At 67.7% G+C, this 17462-nt stretch carries 19 protein-coding genes; 10 read left to right on the top strand and 9 right to left on the bottom strand.

The genetic code is table 11. From position 1 onward, the window contains the following. Positions 1-29 precede the first annotated feature (29 nt). Both hemW and rdgB read right to left on the bottom strand, forming a co-directional pair. Positions 30-1190, bottom strand: a complete 1161-nt coding sequence (gene hemW, locus ACW17X_RS10400) for a radical SAM family heme chaperone HemW (RefSeq protein WP_492097145.1) — start codon at positions 1188-1190, stop codon at positions 30-32. Further along, positions 1183-1785: an RdgB/HAM1 family non-canonical purine NTP pyrophosphatase gene (gene rdgB / locus ACW17X_RS10395; RefSeq protein ID WP_492088674.1), complete on the bottom strand. Its 603-nt coding sequence runs from the start codon at positions 1783-1785 to the stop codon at positions 1183-1185. Before rdgB ends, hemW begins: the two co-directional genes overlap by 8 nt. 465 nt (positions 1786-2250) lie before the next feature. Here rdgB and ACW17X_RS10390 point away from each other — a divergent pair, with 465 nt between their 5' ends. From ACW17X_RS10390 to ACW17X_RS10380, 3 genes are read left to right on the top strand one after another with little or no spacing between them, the layout of a single operon-like run. Then, positions 2251-2895 carry a DUF2975 domain-containing protein gene (locus ACW17X_RS10390; protein ID WP_492088675.1) on the top strand — a complete coding sequence of 215 codons (645 nt, stop codon included), beginning with the start codon at positions 2251-2253 and terminating at the stop codon, positions 2893-2895. Positions 2896-2918: 23 nt separating this feature from the next. Beyond that, on the top strand, positions 2919-3158 hold the full coding sequence (locus ACW17X_RS10385) for a helix-turn-helix domain-containing protein (RefSeq protein ID WP_492088676.1): 240 nt from the start codon (positions 2919-2921) through the stop codon (positions 3156-3158). Continuing rightward, on the top strand, positions 3155-3739 hold the full coding sequence (locus ACW17X_RS10380; RefSeq protein ID WP_492097143.1) for a Smr/MutS family protein: 585 nt from the start codon (positions 3155-3157) through the stop codon (positions 3737-3739). Before ACW17X_RS10385 ends, ACW17X_RS10380 begins: the two co-directional genes overlap by 4 nt. An 88-nt stretch (positions 3740-3827) precedes the next feature. Here ACW17X_RS10380 and ACW17X_RS10375 read toward each other — a convergent pair whose 3' ends face one another. Then, positions 3828-4469: a TetR/AcrR family transcriptional regulator gene (locus tag ACW17X_RS10375; RefSeq protein ID WP_492088678.1), complete on the bottom strand. Its 642-nt coding sequence runs from the start codon at positions 4467-4469 to the stop codon at positions 3828-3830. Between the two features lie 202 nt (positions 4470-4671). Continuing rightward, positions 4672-6507: a cation:proton antiporter domain-containing protein gene (locus ACW17X_RS10370; RefSeq protein ID WP_492097141.1), complete on the bottom strand. Its 1836-nt coding sequence runs from the start codon at positions 6505-6507 to the stop codon at positions 4672-4674. Positions 6508-6660: 153 nt separating this feature from the next. On the opposite strand from ACW17X_RS10370, the gene ACW17X_RS10365 reads away from it, so the two are divergent. Continuing rightward, entirely contained in the window at positions 6661-8784 is a 2124-nt protein-coding gene (locus tag ACW17X_RS10365) for a M13 family metallopeptidase (RefSeq protein WP_492097139.1), read from the top strand. A 373-nt stretch (positions 8785-9157) separates the two neighbouring features. Here the strand turns inward: ACW17X_RS10365 and hisS are convergent, their stop codons facing one another. The 3 genes from hisS to hslV form a co-directional block, all read right to left on the bottom strand. Beyond that, on the bottom strand, positions 9158-10648 hold the full coding sequence (gene hisS / locus ACW17X_RS10360) for a histidine--tRNA ligase (RefSeq protein ID WP_492097138.1): 1491 nt from the start codon (positions 10646-10648) through the stop codon (positions 9158-9160). Between the two features lie 73 nt (positions 10649-10721). Then, the gene (locus ACW17X_RS10355; protein ID WP_492097136.1) at positions 10722-11066 is read right to left on the bottom strand and encodes a hypothetical protein; all 345 of its coding nucleotides are present in this window, start codon (positions 11064-11066) and stop codon (positions 10722-10724) included. 126 nt (positions 11067-11192) lie between these two features. Continuing rightward, entirely contained in the window at positions 11193-11747 is a 555-nt protein-coding gene (gene hslV / locus ACW17X_RS10350) for an ATP-dependent protease subunit HslV (RefSeq protein ID WP_492097134.1), read from the bottom strand. Between the two features lie 134 nt (positions 11748-11881). On the opposite strand from hslV, the gene ACW17X_RS10345 reads away from it, so the two are divergent. The 3 genes from ACW17X_RS10345 (at position 11882) to ACW17X_RS10335 (ending at position 13576) form a co-directional block, all read left to right on the top strand. After that, positions 11882-12292: a BLUF domain-containing protein gene (locus ACW17X_RS10345; protein ID WP_492097133.1), complete on the top strand. Its 411-nt coding sequence runs from the start codon at positions 11882-11884 to the stop codon at positions 12290-12292. 81 nt (positions 12293-12373) lie between these two features. Then, positions 12374-12784 carry a BLUF domain-containing protein gene (locus ACW17X_RS10340; protein WP_492097131.1) on the top strand — a complete coding sequence of 137 codons (411 nt, stop codon included), beginning with the start codon at positions 12374-12376 and terminating at the stop codon, positions 12782-12784. Between the two features lie 54 nt (positions 12785-12838). Continuing rightward, positions 12839-13576, top strand: a complete 738-nt coding sequence (locus ACW17X_RS10335; protein ID WP_492097129.1) for a HesA/MoeB/ThiF family protein — start codon at positions 12839-12841, stop codon at positions 13574-13576. Between the two features lie 3 nt (positions 13577-13579). On the opposite strand, the gene ACW17X_RS10330 is transcribed toward ACW17X_RS10335, so the two are convergent. Then, positions 13580-13837, bottom strand: coding sequence for a hypothetical protein (locus tag ACW17X_RS10330; RefSeq protein WP_492097128.1), 258 nt, complete (start codon positions 13835-13837; stop codon positions 13580-13582). Positions 13838-13955: 118 nt separating this feature from the next. Between ACW17X_RS10330 and ACW17X_RS10325 the strand changes: the two genes are divergently transcribed. Beyond that, positions 13956-15161, top strand: a complete 1206-nt coding sequence (locus ACW17X_RS10325) for a DUF6880 family protein (protein ID WP_492097126.1) — start codon at positions 13956-13958, stop codon at positions 15159-15161. A 12-nt stretch (positions 15162-15173) separates the two neighbouring features. Here ACW17X_RS10325 and ACW17X_RS10320 read toward each other — a convergent pair whose 3' ends face one another. After that, positions 15174-16160, bottom strand: coding sequence for a 2-hydroxyacid dehydrogenase (locus tag ACW17X_RS10320; RefSeq protein ID WP_492097125.1), 987 nt, complete (start codon positions 16158-16160; stop codon positions 15174-15176). Between the two features lie 63 nt (positions 16161-16223). Between ACW17X_RS10320 and ACW17X_RS10315 the strand changes: the two genes are divergently transcribed. Both ACW17X_RS10315 and fabA read left to right on the top strand, forming a co-directional pair. Continuing rightward, positions 16224-16796, top strand: coding sequence for an SH3 domain-containing protein (locus ACW17X_RS10315; protein ID WP_492097123.1), 573 nt, complete (start codon positions 16224-16226; stop codon positions 16794-16796). 78 nt (positions 16797-16874) lie between these two features. Next, positions 16875-17411, top strand: coding sequence for a 3-hydroxyacyl-[acyl-carrier-protein] dehydratase FabA (fabA, locus tag ACW17X_RS10310; RefSeq protein ID WP_008263519.1), 537 nt, complete (start codon positions 16875-16877; stop codon positions 17409-17411). Positions 17412-17462: the final 51 nt, after the last annotated feature.

Here is a 17462-nt window from a genome sequence, read left to right as displayed (position 1 = left end):
CCCCGGATTTCGATCCGGGGCCGTTTTGTTTAGGTCAGCAGCGCCTTCAGCACCCCGTCCAGCACCGGCCGCCCGCGCGGCGTGGCGACCAGCCGGCCATCGACAACCGTCAGGAAACCGTCAGCGACCAATGCCGTCGTCGGCGCGGCGCCGACCGACAGCCCCAGGTCCGCCAGTAGCCCGACCGGCGCGCCCTCGACCGTGCGCAGGCCCAGCAGCAGCCGTTCCTCGGCCGCGCCCGGCGCATCCAGCCGCTCCGTCTCCGCCCAGGGCGTTTCCGCGCCGACTCCGGCCACATAGTCGGCGATCCGGCGGTGGGCGACGGTGGCGGTGCGCGTCCCGTCCAGCGTCAGCCGCCCGTGGGCGCCGGGCCCCAGACCCAGATAGTCACCGCCGCGCCAGACATGCAGATTGTGCGCCGACCGGGCGGCGACGCCGCGTGCATGGTTGGACACCTCATAGGCGTCGAAGCCGGCGGCCTCGAGCACGGTCTGGGTGGTCTCGTACAGGGCTGCGGCCTGATCCTCGTCCGGCGGGATCAGGGTTCCGCGCGCCAGGGCCCGGCCGAAGGCGGTCGTGGGCTCCAGGGTCAGCTGATAGGGCGAGACATGCTCGAACCCCATGTTTAGGGCCGCGCCCAGCTCAGCCGCCCAGTCGGTCGGGGTCTGGCCCGGCCGGGCGTAGATCAGGTCGATGGACAGGCGCGAAAACGCCCGCCCGGCTAGAGCGACCGCGCGTCGCGCCTCGGCCGCCGAATGGTCACGCCCCAGGAACCGCAGCGAGGCGTCGTCCAGCGCCTGCACCCCCATGGAAAGCCGGTTCACGCCAGCCCCCGCCAGTGCGGCGAACCGGGCCGCCTCGGCGTCGGTCGGATTGGCCTCCAGCGAAATCTCGATCGCCCCCGCCGGGGGGAACAGATCGCGCGCCTGGGCGATGATCCGCGCCACGGCCTCGGGCGCCATCAACGACGGCGTGCCCCCGCCGAAGAAGATCGACGCCAGCCGGCGCGGTCCGGTCAGCGCGCGCTGCGCCCGCATGTCGGCCAGGATCGCCTCGACCAGTCCCGCCTGTTCCTCGACCCGCCCCCGGTCGCGCACGACGTTGAAGTCGCAATAGGGACAGATGCGCGCACAATAGGGCCAGTGGACATACAGGCCGACGTCCGTCCCGGGGTCGAGGGAATCAGTCAATCAAGGCGGCCCGCAGCTTGGCGAAGGCGCGGGTGCGGTGGCTGATCGCCTCCTTGGCCGCCGGCTCCATCTCGCCGAAGGTCAGGTCGCCACCCTCAGGAATGAAGATGGGGTCATAGCCGAAGCCCCGATCGCCGCGTGGCGGGAAGGTCAGCCGGCCATGGACCACCCCCTCGACCACCACGCAGGGACCGCCCGGCCAGGCCACGGCCAGGGCCGAGGTGAACCAGGCGGCGCGGTCCGTCGCCCCGATCTCCTCCAGCCGCTCCTCGACCTTCTTCATCGCCACGGCGAAATCCTTGCCCGGTCCGGCCCAGCGGGCGGAGAAGATCCCCGGCGCCCCGTCCAGCGCCGCGACCGACATCCCCGAGTCGTCGGCCAGGGCGACCTCGCCCGACCGTTCGGCGGCGTGGCGCGCCTTCAGCATGGCGTTGCCGGTAAAGGTGGTCTCGGTCTCGTCCGGTTCGGGCAGATTCAACTGTCCGGCGGTGAGGATCTCGTAATCTTCACCAAGAAGGGCGGCGATTTCGGGGACCTTGCCGGGGTTGTGGGTCGCGGCGACGATCCGCATCCCCTTGATAAGTTTGAGATTCATCGACGATCACGCCCCTGAAACAGTCTATTGCCAAAGTTTAATATCGTTAAACGATATGTAACGTGCTTTTTCGTACCGCACGGCCTATCTATTGATCGTCAGAAACGGGGGCTGCAACGTTCTGACCTTCCGGAAAACCCGGAATGATCGTGCGGAAAACAAAACCAACGGGCGATAATCGCCCAGAACAAAACGACGGAGAACCACAATGCATACGATGAACCTCTCGCTCTTCCTGGACAAGGTCGGCGCCGCTTTCGTCAACACGGTCCTGATCGCCGCCCTGCCGACCGCCCTGGTCGCCATCCTGGTTCAAGCCTTCTGATCGAGCCCAAGTCCACCCTTGTTTCGATCATGAGAGCTTTGACGACCTTGAAGAAGATCGCGATGTATAGAGCTGCGCGTGGGTTCGCCGGACCCCGCGCGGCCGCCTCGCCCCTCCTTCCGATCTGAGACCCCCTGATCATGCGCCTGCTCCCGCCGCGAAATCCGCTGAAGCGAGACGCGGCCTCGGTTCCGACGGGGGCGCGCACGATCCCGACCCTGCTGAAATCCCTGGGCGTTCTGACCGCTCCCCTCAGGGCCATGGGGCCCGGCTCCGTTTCCAGCGTGCTGAAGGTGGCGCTGGACGTGGCCTATATTCTGCTCTGGCTGATCACCGGCCTGCTGCTGCTGCTGCTGATCGCCGCCGTCTTCATCCCCCTGGACAATGTGAACATCACCGTCAGCGGCGACGAAGGCGGACGGCAACTGCCGCTGACGCGCACCCTGCTGCTGTTCGGTCTGGGCGCGGCGACCGCCTATTTCGGCGGCTTCATGCTGATCCTGCGCAGTCTGCGCCATATCTTCCGCACCCTGACCATGGGCGACCCCTTTCATCCCGCCAATGTCCGCCGGCTGCGCCAGATCGGTCTGATCCTGGCGGTCGTGACCGGCGGGGTCTGGCTGGCCCAGGGCGTCGTCGCCGCCCGACTGGCGCCGGGGGTGATGGACCCCCAGGGGCTGGGCGAGCTGCTGACCCCCATATTCTCGGTCTTGATCGTCTTCGTCCTGGCGGAGGTGTTCCGCGAGGGCGCGCGCCTGCGCCGCGAATCCGAACTGACGATCTGACCCGTTTCCAGTAGGACCTCTCCATGGCCATCCGCGTCCAGCTTGATCGCGTCCTCGTCGAACGCCGCATGTCGCTGACCGAACTCGCCGACCGGGTGGGGGTGACGGTGGCCAATCTGTCGATCCTGAAGACGGGCAAGGCGCGCGCGGTGCGTTTCTCGACCCTGGACGCCCTGTGCCGCGAGCTGGAATGCCAGCCGGGCGACCTCTTGGTCCACGAACCCGGCCCGGGCGAGGCCTTCGAGGACGACGACGCGGCATGAAGCGCAAGGGCCCCGGCCGTGACGAGAACGGGCTGACGCCCGAGGACCGTCGCATCTGGAGCCGTATCACCGGAACGGTCGCCGCCCCCCGCAGCCGCAAGCCCGCCCGCGTCACCCCGGGGGCCGAGGCCCCGGCTCATCTGGTCGTGGCTCCGACCGAGCGTCCGCGTCCCCTGGCCAAGCCTTCGCACGCCCGGACCACGGCCGTCGCCAAACCGACCGAGCCGCGCCCCATCGGCAGCCGCCCCAAAGCCGCGCCGGAGGATCTGGAACCCCGCCGCAAACAGCGGCTGTCGCGCGAACGCGACCCGATCGAGGCGCGCATCGACCTGCACGGCTTCGGCCGGTTCGATGCCGAGGATCAACTGCGGGGTTTCCTGACAGCCTGCCAGGCGCGGGGGATGCGGGCGGTTCTGGTCATCACCGGCCAGGGACGGTTGGGCGGCGGTGTGATCCGCGCCTCGTTCGGGGAGTGGATGCAGGCGCCCGGCCTGCGTGGCGTGGTCTCCGGCTTCACCGTCGCCCACCAGAGGCACGGCGGAAACGGCGCCTTCTACGTCACGCTGAAGCGCCGGAGCTGAAGCAGGCCCTCGTCGCAGATAGACAAAGGCCCGCCCGCGACGGGCGCGAGCGGGCCTTCGGATGGGGCGAGCTGGGTCCGCCCTTGGCTTATTTCTTCGACAGGGCGCCGGCCAGGATGACGTCGATCTGCTTGCCCATATGTTCCGACAGGGCCTTGGCGTCCCACTCATCATAGGCGGCGCGGCGATAGTTCGACAGATAGGCGTCCCAGATCAGCTCGACCAACAGGCGGATGTCGGCGTCCTTGCTCAGTTCGCCCTTGGCGACGGCTTCCTGCAGGATGCCGCCGATGGCCAGCAGCAGGTTCTTGGTCGCGGCGCGGGCGCGCATTTCGGCGGCCAGGGGCTGGAACCAGGACCGGGCGACGATGGCCTGGAACAGGGGGAGTTGGTCCAGCGAGGAATGATAGCCGGCGCTCAGGGCGCCCAGCAGGCGCTGGCGCACCGGTTCGCCTTCGGGGGCGCCGGCCTCGACCACTTCGGCGAGACGCGACATGTCTTCGGTCAGGACAGCCTCGAACAGTTCGGCCTTGTCCTGGAAGTTGGCGAAGACGGCGCCGGTCGACATGCCGGCGCCCTTGGCGATGTCGCGGATCGTCGCCGGCTCATAGCCCCGCTCGGCGAACAGCGAGCGTGCGGCGTCCAGAACCTTCTGGCGAGTCCTGATCTTGGCGGCCTGGCGGCGGTTCAGACGGGGAGCGGCTTCGGTCGAGAGAACGGAATCGGTCATGAAATCAGGCTTTTACTCTACGCATTTTCGGAAGCCCTGACGGAGCCCGAAGTGGATTGGGTCGTCGCTTGAACTGTGGGGCGAGACGTTCTGACTCTTCACCCGCCAAACGCGCGATATCGAAGCAGGGCTTGCATCACGGAACCATGACGAAAATGGGTCGCGAACGCGGATGTGTGAGCTAAGGGCGTGAATTCTAAGCTTAACTGTTCTGGTTACCTGTCCCATTCTGGGGCATTCTCAACGCGCGGGTGGTTCTACTACGTCCCCCGGCGGGTATGGCGGCCTGAAATGTCGTGCGAAACTGATCCCGCTTCTCATGGATCGAGGCGAGCACCAGCCCCATGGGCACGCCCAGATCGACCAGGGTGTTCTCCGCCAGCTGCAGGCTGGCTTCGGTCGTTTCGGGCACAGCGTCTGTGACGCCCAAGGCATAGAGGCGCGCCGCATGCTGGTCGTCGCGGGCGCGGGCGATGATGATCAGGTCCTCTCGCAAGGCGCGGGCCGTGGTCACCACCTCGTCCACCTTGGTCGGGGCGTCCATGGTGACGATCAGGGCGCGGGTGGACAGGACGCCGCAATGGGCCAGCATCTCGGCGCGCCCCGCGTCGCCATAGAAGACGTCGAACCCGTCGCGGCGCCCGGCGGCGACGGCGGCGGCGTCGGTGTCCAGGGCGATGAACCTCTGATCGTGCGCCTTCAGCAGTTCCCCGATCAGTCGCCCGACCCGTCCGAAACCGACGATGATGACGGCGCCGTCATCCTGTTCGGGCGGCGCGGCGCCTTCCGGCGTGGTCGGCAAATCCGGGGCTTTTTCGCGCGACAGCCGCTGGCCCAGCATGGCCAGGAATGGAATGGAGAAGATGCTCAGGGTCGCCGACAGGGCCACGGTGCTGGTCAGGGCAGGGGGCGCGATCCCCTCGACCAGGCCGGTGGCGAAGACCACGAAGGCGAACTCGCCCGCAGGCGCCAGGACCAGGGCGGTCTCGATCGCCGGCCGCACGCCCAGCCCCCACAGCCGCGCCAGACCGAAGATGACCCCGGTCTTGACCACGGTGATGGCCAGGGCCAGGCCGAACAGCAGGACCGGATTGGCGGCGACCGCGCCGAGGTCCAGCCCCAGGCCGACGCCGACGAAGAAGACCCCCAGCAACAGGCCCTTGAACGGTTCGATCGAGACTTCGACCTCGCGCCGGAACTCGGTCTCGGCCAGCAGGACGCCGGCGACCAGGGCGCCGATACTCATGGACAGACCGCTGGCCTGTGCCGCCAGACCGGCGGCGACCACCACCAGCAGGCTGGCGGCGACGAACAGCTCGCCCCCTTGCGCCGACTTGCGCGCCCGCGCCACCGACCGGAACATGGGCCGCAGCACGACCCGGCCCAACAGGACCAGCAGGCCCAGGCCAATGGCGGCCGGCACCAGGGTGAACAGCGATCGCCCCAGCACCGCCGGATCCAGCGACCCGCCCGCCTGGGCGACCGCGGCCAGGACGCTGACGGTGATCAGGATCGGCGCGACCGACAGGTCCTGGGCCAACAGTATGGCGAAGGTCGAGCGGCCCACGGTTCCCTTCAGCCGCCCACTCTCGGCCAGAACCGGCATGACAATCGCCGTCGACGACAGGGCCAGGCCCATGCCCAGCACCGCCGCGCTGACCGGCGTCTGGCCCATCAGGACAAACAGGCCCGCCAGCACCAGGGTGCAGGCGACGACCTGCATCAGGCCCAGGCCGAAGACCAACCGCCGCATGGCGCGCAGCCGCTCCCACGACAGCTCCAGCCCGATCATGAACAGCAGGAAGGCGACGCCCAGCTCCGACAGCTGGGCCAGCTGGCCGGGGTCGCTGATGGTGAAATAGGACAGCCAGGGGACCGTGTCCGAGAACCGCGCCAGCCCGCTTGGCCCCAGCACCACCCCGGCCGCCAGAAAGCCCAGCACCGGGCTGATCTTCAGTCGGTTGACCAGGGGTACGATCACCCCGGCGGCCGCCAGGAAGACCACCAGATCCTTATAGTCCCCGCCGTGACCCTGCATCCGCCCTCCGTATTCGGCATCTGACCCCGAACCACCACCCGTGGCGAGAGGCCGGGCCCCTTTCATGAACTTTTTTTAAGGCGACAGCCCCGGCCTCAGGTCTAGGGTCCGCCCCGACCCGCCCGTTTCGGGGGTGGAGCCTAGGATAAAGTGATGAAAAGACTGCTTATCGGCGCGGCCGTCGGCGCCCTTCTGCTGCCTGCCAGCGCCGCTTTCGCCCAGGACGTCGATCACGACCACGCCTGTATCGACGAGACCTGTTCCATCGTCTCGCTGTTCTCGGGTGAAGAGAGCGCCGGCGGATGGAAGGGCGTGGACGCCCCCCGCTACGGAACCTGGGGCTTCGACATGGCCGGTCGCGACACCTCGGTGAAGCCCGGCGACGACTTCTTCCGCTACGCCAACGGCGCGGCGTTCGACAAGCTGGTCATCCCGTCCGACCGCACCAGCTACGGCTCCTTCGCCCTGCTGCGCGAACTGTCCGACAACCGGATGAAGGAACTGGTCCTGGGCCTGGCCGGCCGCACCGACCTGGCCCCCGGTTCGGACGAGGCCAAGGTGGCCGACGCCTATCGGTCCTACATCGACCAGGCCCGCGTCGATCAGCTGGACGCCCAGCCGCTGCAGCCCTATCTGGCCGCGATCCGCGCCGCTGACAGCCATGAGAAGATGGCCGTCTATATGGGCCAGACCGTCGGCCGCTTCGGCGGCTCCTTCTTCGGCAGCGGCATCACCATCGATGCGAAACAGCCGACTCGCTACGTCGTCTCCACCGGCCAGTCGGGCATCGGCCTGCCGAACCGCGACTATTATCTGGACGCCCGCTACGCCGATAAGAAAGAGAAGTACCAGGCCTATGTCGCCGACATGCTGGGCATGATCGGCTGGGCCAATCCGGCCGAGACCGCCGCCCAGATCGTGGCCCTGGAGACCCAGATCGCCGAGGCCCACTGGAGCCCGGTGGAGAACCGCAACCGCGACCGCACCTATAACGAATACACGATCGCCAAACTGGCCCAGGACGCGCCGGGCTTCGCCTGGCAGTCCTATTTCGACGCGGCCAAGCTGGGCGGCGTGCCGCGCCTGATCGTGCGTCAGGACACGGCCATGCCCAAGATCGCGGCCATCTACGCCGAGACCCCGGTCGCGCTGCTCCAGGCGTGGGAAGCCTTCCATACCGTCGACGACATGGCCCCCCTGCTGTCCCAGCGGTTCTCGGACGCCCAGTGGGGCTTCCGTTCGCGGGATCTGTCGGGCCAGCCCGAACAGCGCACCCGCGAGAAACGCGCCATCTCCTTCGCCGAGGGTTCGCTGGGCGAGGCGACGGGCCGGCTCTATGTCGCCCAGTATTTCCCGGCCGAATCCAAGGCCAAGATGGAAGAACTGGTCGCCAATCTGCGCACCGCCCTGTCGCACCGGATCGATAATCTGACCTGGATGGGCGACGAGACCAAGGCGGCGGCGCAGGAGAAGCTGCGCAAATTCACCGTCAAGATCGGCTATCCGGACAAGTGGCGCGATTATTCGGGCCTTGAGGTTCGCGCCGACGACCTGGTCGGCAACGCCGTGCGTCGCGGCCTGTTCGAATGGAACTATGACCTCGCCCGCCTGGACGAGCCGGTCGACAAGTCCGAGTGGGGCATGACGCCTCAGACGGTTAACGCCTATTATAACTCGGCCAATAACGAGATCGTCTTCCCGGCCGCCATCCTGCAGCCGCCCTTCTTCGATCCGAACGGCGATCCGGCGGTCAACTACGGCGGCATCGGCGGCGTGATCGGTCACGAGATCGGCCACGGCTTCGACGACCAGGGCTCCAAGTCCGACGGCGACGGCGTGCTGCGCAACTGGTGGACCCCGACCGACAAGGCCAATTTCGAGGCCCTGACCGCCCGCCTGGGCGCGCAATACGCCACTTATGAGCCGATCGCCGGCTACACCATCAACCCCGGCCTGACGATGGGCGAGAACATCGGCGACGCCTCAGGCGTGGCTGTGGGGCTGGAGGCCTACCGCCTGTCGCTGGCCGGCAAGCCCGCGCCGATCCTGGACGGCACGACCGGCGACCAGCGCTTCTTCTACGGCTGGGCCCAGGTCTGGCAGTCGAAGTACCGCGACGAAGCCCTGAAGCAGCAGGTCGCCACCGACCCGCACTCGGCGGCCCAGTTCCGGGTCATCGGCCCGCTGCGCAACGTCGACGCCTGGTACGACGCCTTCGACGTCGAGCCGGGGACCAAATACTATCTGACGCCGGAACAACGCGTCCGCATCTGGTAGGCGGCGCGTCTTCGAAAACGGAAAAGGCCGGGGTTCGCCCCGGCCTTTTTCATATGGAGACAGGGTGAAAAATCGGGCCCGGAATCTGTAGATCGCATCGAAAAAATCTACAGGTCGTGCATTTTTCGCGGGGCTCCAGGCGCGAAAAAGCCCGCTGCGGGGGATACATCGCAGCGGGCTTTCGCGCTCTTTGAAGAGCGGACGTTTCCTCCCCGAAACGCCTTCGAGTGCTGCGCGCTTGAGCAACGCTTGCCCTCGAGTGAGTTCATTTGACGCAACCGGGCCGGGGTCGTCAACGGGCTTGTGGCGGTGAATCGAACTTTCTTCGACTTATCGCCGATAACTGTTACCAGACAGACTTATTTATCGAAGCTTATTCGATAATGGCTCGAATGGCGGAAACCATGTCGGCGCGGCCGATCTTCATCTGGCCCGGCCGCTCGGCCTTCCAGGCGTCATTGTCGGCAATGGCCGCAGCGGCGGCCCGACCGGCGTCCAGATCCTTGATGGTGACCTCGCCGGCGGCGATCTCGTCCCCGCCCAGGATGACGACGGCGGGCGATCCGCGCCGGTCGGCGTATTTCATCTGCGCCTTCATGCCCGCCCGGCCCAGATACAGTTCCGCCGCAATTCCAGCGGCCCGCAGCTCGGCGACTGCGGCCAGATAGTGACCCATGTCGTCCTCAGAAAAGACGATGACGACGACCGGGCCACGCACCGCGTAGTCGCCGCCGCGTCCCGCCGCGCGCAGGGCCGAGGCCAGGCGCGAGACGCCGAAGGAGAAGCCGGTCGCCGGCACGCTCTGTCCGGTGAAGCGCGCCACCAGGTCGTCATAGCGGCCGCCGCCGCCGATGGAGCCGAACCGCACCGGCCGCCCCTTGTCGTCCATCGTGTCCAGCAGCAGCTCGGCCTCGAACACGGCGCCGGTATAGTATTCCAGGCCGCGCACGATGGTGGGATCGAACTTAACGGCCTCCTGGCCGACCTTCATGGCGCCCAAGGCCCGGTCGATGGCCGCCAGCTCGTTCAGCGCCGCCTCGCCCGCCGCGCCCAGGTCGCCCGAGCGCGCGACCGCGTCCAGGGTCTCGGCCCGCGACAGGCCCGGCGTATTGGCCGAGGCTAGGAAGGCCTCGATGGCGCCGGTCACCTTGGCCGGCAGGTTCGCCCCCTTGGTATAGTCGCCGGACTCGTCCAGCCGTCCTTCGCCCAGCAGTTGGACCACGCCCTCCCAGCCCAGCCGGTCGAACTTGTCGATGGCCCGCAGCGCCGTCAGCCGCTGGCCCGCCTCGGTCACGCCGCCGGCGTCAAACAGGCCGTCGAACAGTTTGCGGTTCGAGACGCGGATCTGGGCCTGGCCCGCGTCCAGACCGGCGGCGCCCAGGCCTTCGCAGGCCATGGCGATGATCTCGGCGTCGGCCTCGGGCCGGTCGGAACCCACGGTGTCGGCGTCGCACTGCCAGAACTCGCGGAACCGGCCGGGGCCCGGCTTCTCGTTACGCCACACCGGACCATAGGCGTAGCGGCGGAAGGGCTTGGGCAGGGTCTCCCAGGTCTGGGCCGCGAAACGGGCCAGGGGCGCGGTGTGGTCGTAACGCAGGGCCATCCATTCGCCCGGCTCGTCCGAGCCCGCATCGTCCTGAAGCGCGAAGACCCCCTCGTTGGGCCGGTCGGCGTCGGGCAGGAATTTGCCCAGGGCGTCGGCGTATTCGAAGGCCGGCGTCTCCAGCGGCTCGAAGCCCCAGCGCTCATAGACCTCCGACACGCGCGCCACGATGCGGCGCTCGGCGGTCAGGTCGCGGCCGCGCTTGTCGGCGAAACCGCGCGGATTGCGGGCGAGGGGTCGAATGGGGGCGTCTTCGGTCATGGCGCGCGCTTAAGCCAACCGACGGACCGCCGCAACTCGCCGATCGGATTCAGCGGACGCGCATGGCAGACGGTTACTGCCTGTCCTCTACTTCCCGACTTATGGTCCGCCGCTTTCGCAGCGCTTCCAAAAACAAGCTCAAGGCCGCCAAGGCTACGCCGATCGCAAATATCGGCAAAGTCTCATCACGGAGTCCTTGAAACGCGTGGCGACGATTGGGCAAGGCCAGGGTGATCTGGGCTATTGCGAAAGCCGCCATCGCAAACCCTACGACCAACAGTACGAACTCCCTAAGAGACTCATACGCATAGCGCGAAATCTCTTTCTGCGAGGACATGTATCCGAATGCAGCAATCACGATCAAAACGCTGACCACGTTGATCGGCGTGACCATGTCATATCCAAAACGCGTCGCCATACCCCCTCCCTGGCCGCCCCTTCATAACGCGATCCCAGCCGCATCATTCTGAAGAAGCGTACACGCAGCCCGATCATTTTGGGAGGCGAGGTATCAAGCGTAGAGCCTTCCGCTAACCATCCGATTTCACCCCTCCAGCGTCTCCACCGTCAGATTGCCGTTCGTATAGACGCAGATCTCGGCGGCGATCTTCATGGCCTTGCGGGCGACGGCCTCGGCGTCCAGGTCGGTTTCCTCGATCAGGGCGCGGGCGGCCGAAAGGGCGTAGTTGCCGCCTGAGCCGACGGCGGCGACGCCGTGTTCCGGCTCCAGCACGTCGCCGACCCCGGTGACGGTGAAGATCGACGACTTGTCCGCCACCAGAAGCATGGCCTCCAGCCGACGCAGATAGCGGTCGGTGCGCCAGTCCTTGGCCAGGTCGACGCAGGCGCGCGCCAGCTGGTCCGGATATTGTTCCAGCTTGGCCTCCAGCCGTTCGATCAGGGTGAAGGCGTCGGCGGTGGCGCCGGCGAAACCGGCCAGCACCTTGCCGCCGGCCAGGGTGCGCACCTTGCGCGCCGCGCCCTTGACGATGGTCGGTCCCATCGAGACCTGGCCGTCGCCGGCGATGACGGTGCGGCCGTTCCTGCGGACCGCCAGGATTGTGGTGCCGTGCCAGTCGGGGAAGTTGGATTGGGTCATGATGGCCAGATGGCGTGACGGCGCGCCGGGATCAAGTCAGGCGCAATGTCGGATACCGGTGTCATATTTTGACCTAAGTTATCAGCGTAAAGTAAGAAAATTCACCAATAACACGCGAAATCGGGGATAGAGATTTGCTCTATCGGGTTCTTATTGTGAGCGAAACGGTCGGCGCCATCGGTCGTTCGGCCGGGAGCGTGGTCGATATTCTCGGCGCGTCCGAGCACAACAACCGGCGCGACGCCATCGGCAGCGCCATGATGTTTTACGAGGGTCAGGCGGCGGTCCTGCTCGAGGGCATGCGCGCCGACCTCGATCGGCTGGTGAAGCGGCTTCTCGCCGATCCCCGGCATCGGGCGATGCGGATCCTGTCGGATCGGCCGATCGTTCAGCGCCGTATCAACGAGCCGGTTCGCCTGTGCGCCCTGTCGCCCGAACAGGCGGCGGAGTATCTGCGCGGACGGCGGCTCGAGGACGTCGCCGTCGAGGGGCTGGAACGCCTGCTGTCGTGCGACCGGCTGAGGGTGTCGGCCTGCGCCGCGTGACCGCCTGTTCTGCGTGTTTCGTTAACCTGCTCGCTTTACGGGTAAGGATCGATCTTCGGTCGTAAAGCGTATGAGTAATCAATGAGTTTGTTCCGTATCGTCTATGTCAGCGACGCCGTCGGCGACGCCGGCGTAGGTTTGTTGCCCTTGATCGACATCATCGGCGCCTCCGACCGGAACAACCGCAGGGACCATCTGACCGGCGTGCTGATGCGTCACGAAGGCCGGTTTTTTCAGGCCATCGAGGGCGCCCGCGTCGATCTGGACCGATTGATGGGCCGGCTGCGGGCCGATCGGCGGCACGCCAATATCCAGATCCTGGCTGACATCCCGATTACGGAACGCCTCTTCCCCGACCGTGCCATGGCTCAGGCCGACGCGCCGCCGGCGCTGGGCCGGTTGCTGAAGGGATCGCTGGTCGATCCGTCGGTTCCGGATCAGGCCAAGCGCATCCTGGTCGACACCAGCCGCGCGATGGCCGCCAACGCCTAGGCTTCATCGATCCGTAGGCCTCGCGTGAAGGGCTCCGCGTCGCTAGATGGAGCCATGGTTTTCTCCGAAGACGAAGTCGAACGCTATGCGCGGCATCTGGTCCTGTCCGAGATTGGCGGACCGGGGCAGCAGGCGCTGAAACGCGCGCGGGTCCTGATCGTCGGCGTCGGGGGCGTGGGGGCGCCGGCCGCCCTGTATCTGGCGGCGGCGGGGGTGGGGACCCTGGGTCTGATCGACGACGACGTCGTGGGCCTGTCGAACCTTCAGCGCCAGATTCTCTTTTCCACGCCGGAGACCGGCCGGCCGAAGGTCGAGGCCGCCGCCGCCCGCCTGGGCCAGTTGAACCCCCATGTGACGATCCAGACCTTCGCCGAACGGCTGACGCCGGCCAATGCGGCGGAGCGGATCGACGGCTTCGACATCGTCCTGGACGGGACCGACGATTTCGAGACCCGGCTGATCGTCAACGCCGCCTGTGTGGCGGCCGCCAAGCCCCTGGTGTCCGGCGCGCTGGGGCGATGGAGCGGCCAGGTGGGGGTGTTCGCCGGTCGCCCCTGTTACCAGTGCCTGGTCCCCGAGGTTCCGCCGGACGCCGAGACCTGCGCCCGTGTCGGCGTGGTCGGCGCCCTGGCGGGCGTGGTCGGCTCGATGGCGGCCTTGGAGACCGTCAAGCTGATCACCGGGGCGGGCGAGGCCCTGGCCGGGCGGCTGATGCTGTACGACGGTCTGGCGGCGACGGCGCGGACGGTGCGGGTGACGGCCGACCCCCATTGCCCGGTTTGCGGCGGTTGACGCTCAGGCGGCCGTGGCGAAGCGGACGTCGGCCAGATCCAGATCCAGATCCGGGAGGGGCGGGGCGAAGCCCAGGGCGGGGTTGCTGAGCACCGTCACCAGCCGCTCGCCGCAGTACAGATAAAGGGTCTCGAACCCGACCCAGGTCCGGGCGAGCTCGGCCAGAGCCTGATTCGCCGCCGAGTCGTCGCTCGCGCCCAGAACACAGATGTCACGCACCGGAACGCCCGGCAGGTTGACGATACAATAGTAGGAGTCCAACGCACGCTTCCTCAGACAGGTCGCCGGAAACGAAGCTCGCTCGCGGCGGTTCCTCCCCTGCCCGTGGTTTTCGACAGCCGTGTGAGTCCGGTCCGACAGACTTGTGAAAGGAGACCCGATGGCCCGACGTCCCGCCTCGCCCAAACGTCTGAACGCCGCCAGCCTGGCGTCCCTGGGGGCGGATCGGCTGGGCGATCTGCTGATACAGGCGGCGGACGGCGACGCCTTGCTGAAGCGTCGTCTGCGGCTGGTGCTGGCGGCCGAGGCGGGAGTCGAGCCCCTGACGGTGGAACTGGACAAGCGGCTGACGGCTCTGGCGGGGGCGCGGGCGCGGGTGTCCTGGCGCAAACGGCCGGACCTGCTGCGCGACCTCGACATGTTGCGCCGCGCGGTGGTGGACGATCTGGCGCCGCGAGCGCCTGTGGCCGGGCTGGACCGGATGATCGCCTGGTTCGATCTGTTTCGTGGGCTGACGCTGCGGGTCAAGGATCCGCGCGGCGAGATGACGGCGGCGTTCGAGGCGGCGGCGCCCGAGCTTTGGACGGTCGCCCAGACAGCCCTCATGGATCCGGCGGCGATGGAAAGTCTGGCCGCCGCGATCGAACGCCATCCGCTCGACTACGCCCGCTGGATCGGCGCGGCGGGCGAGGCCCTGAGCCCGGAGCTGGCGCGGGCCGTGCTGGCGGGGCTGGACACCAGTTCGGGCGTCCGCGGCGCGCGCACGGCGATCCGGCGACTGGCGGACCGGGCCGAGGATCTGGATCTGTGGCTGTCCTTGGTCACACCGGACGAACAGGGCTCGCCGGACTTCGCGGCGGCGGCGGCGCGGCGGCTGCTGGCCGCCGGTCGGATCGCCGAGGCGCGCCAGGCCCTGGAGGCGGCGTTAAAGCCGTCGGCGGCGAACCGGCGTTTCACCTTCGGTCGGTCGCCCGCGGCGGGCCCTCCGCCCCTGACCCCCGCCTGGGAAGCGGCCTCCATCGACCTGCTCGACGCCGAGGGGCGCAAGGCCGAGGCCCAGGATCTGCGCTGGGCGATGTTCGAACGCGACCTGTCGGCGCCGGCGTTACGGGACTATCTCGCCCGGCTGCCCGATTTCGACGATGTCGAGGCCCTGGACCGCGCCCTGGCCCACGCCGCGACCCATCCCGATTTCAAGAGCGCTCTTGGCTTCCTGATGGACTGGCCCGCCCACCGCGAGGCCGCCGCCCTGGTCGAGCGCCGCGTCCGCGAGGTTCGCACCCATTTGCCGATGAAGGCCGATTGGGCCGCGCGGCTGGCACAGAAATATCCCGACGCCGCCGAGCGGCTGCTGGCCGCGCCCTAAGGCGTCGCCGACCTAAAGCATCGCCGGAATGACCCGGTCCGGCGGGCGGTGGCCGTTCTGGTAGGTCATGACATTGGCGATGACCCGGTCGCCCATGTCCTGGCGCGCCTCCAGCGTCGCCGAGCCCAGGTGGGGCAGGAGCACGACGTTCGGCTGGCCCAGCAGGCCGGGGTGGATGGCGGGCTCGTTCTCGAACACGTCCAGGCCGACGCCGGACAAAGACCGCGTCGCCACGGCTTGAGACAGGGCCGCCTCGTCGATCAGTTCGCCGCGCGCGGTGTTGATCAGGATGGCGTGGGGCTGAAGCTTGGCCAGCCGTTCCGCCGACAGCAGGTGATGGGTGTCCTTGGTCGCCGGGCAGTTCAGCGAGACCACGTCCATCCGCGCCAGCATCTGGTCCAGATCGTCCCAGTAGGTGGCGCCCAGTTCTTCCTCGATCAGGGCCGAGACGGGTTTGCGGTTGTGGTAATGGACCTGAAGCCCAAAAGCCTTGGCGCGCCGGGCCAGGGCCTGGCCGATCCGGCCCATGCCGACGATGCCCAGCCGCTTGCCCCACAGTTTGCGGCCGCACATCCAGGTCGGGGTCCAGCCCTCGAACCGCCCTTCGGCCACCACCTGGGCGCCCTCGACGATGCGGCGGCTGACGGCCAGGATCAGGCTCATGGCCAGGTCGGCGGTGTCCTCGGTCAGGACGCCGGGGGTGTTGGTGACGATGATCCCGCGCGCCACGGCCGCGTCGATGTCGATATGGTCCACCCCGGCGCCGAAATTGGCGATCATCTTCAGCTGGTCGCCGGCGCCGTTGATCAGGTCGGCGTCGATGACGTCGGTGATGGTCGGCACCAGAACCTCGGCCCGCTGAACCGCCGCCTGAAGCGCCGCCCGGTCCATCGGCTGATCCTTCAGGTTCAGCTCGGCGTCGAAAAGCTCGCGCATCCGCGTTTCGACCGCGTCGGGCAGGCGTCTGGTTAATACGACCTTAAGCTTGCGAACGGACATTGCGGGCCTTGGTTAGCGGGCGACGGTTCAGGATCGAAGCCCGCACGACGGGTCGTTTCCTCAGTGTCTAGCAAAGCCGCCGCCATCTTCCAAAGCCTGCGACGCCGCATCGCCGTCGCCCTCGCCGTTCTGGGCGTGGGCGTGATGGCCGGCGCGGGCGCGACCATGCCCGATGGGCGGCCCACCCCGTCGGGGCTGGAGGTGCCGCGCTGGATCTCGCTGAAGTCCTCGCACGTCCGCGCCCGCCAGGGGCCGGGGCTGGACTATCCGATCCTGTGGGAATACCGCGCCGCCGGCCTGCCGGTGCAGGTGATCGCGGAGACGACGGAATGGCGCAAGGTCTGCGACTCGGACGGCGCGGTCGCCTGGATCCATCGCACCGTCTCCTCGGGCCGTCGCTATGTGCTGAACACCTCGCCCGAAGAGGTGATGATCCACGCCGGCAAGTCCCAGGCCTCGGCCGTGCGGGCGCGGCTTTCGCCCCGCTCGCTGGTGTCGCTGGACGAGTGCGAAGAGGGCTGGTGCCGGGTGCGGGCGCGTCGCCTGCGCGGCTGGATCCAGGAACGGGCGGTGTTCGGAACCCAGCAGAGGGCCCTGTGCAACGCCAATCGCCCCGCCGGGACCGGGCGGGACTGACGCCTGATCAGCCTCGGTGTTGAGCGAAGCGGCCCGGTCGTGTAACCCGCAGGCAACAGCAGACCAGACGGAACCGCTTTGACCCAGTCCCAATACCCCTCGTCCTTCGACCACGAGGCCCTTCTGGCCTCCGGGCGCGGCGAACTGTTCGGTCCCGGCAACGCCCAACTGCCCGCCCCGCCGATGCTGATGTTCGACCGGATCACCCAGATCTCGGCCGACGGCGGCGCCCACGGCAAGGGCTATGTCGAGGCCGAGCTCGACATCAATCCCGAGCTCTGGTTCTTCCAGTGCCACTTCATCGGCGACCCGGTCATGCCCGGCTGCCTGGGCCTGGACGCCATGTGGCAGCTGGTCGGCTTCTATCTGGGCTGGATCGGCGGCCCCGGCCGCGGTCGCGCCCTGGGCGTCGGCGAGGTCAAGTTCACGGGTCAGGTCACCCCGGACATCAAGAAGGTGGTCTACAAGATCAACCTGAAGCGGGTCATCAATCGCAAACTGGTGATGGGCATCGCCGACGGCGTGCTGGAGGCCGACGGCGAGGTGATCTACACCTGCAACGACATGCGGGTAGGACTCTTTGGCGCCGCCAAGGACGAGCAGGCGGGCGCCTAAACCCCTATATAACCGCGGACAGCGCGGAAGACCCCCGGGTCGAGAAGCTTA

This window comes from Brevundimonas sp. FV1ye4L (assembly GCF_058681255.1).
The sequence above is the reverse complement of the archived record's forward strand: the minus strand, read 5'-3'. Positions and strand labels throughout refer to the sequence as shown.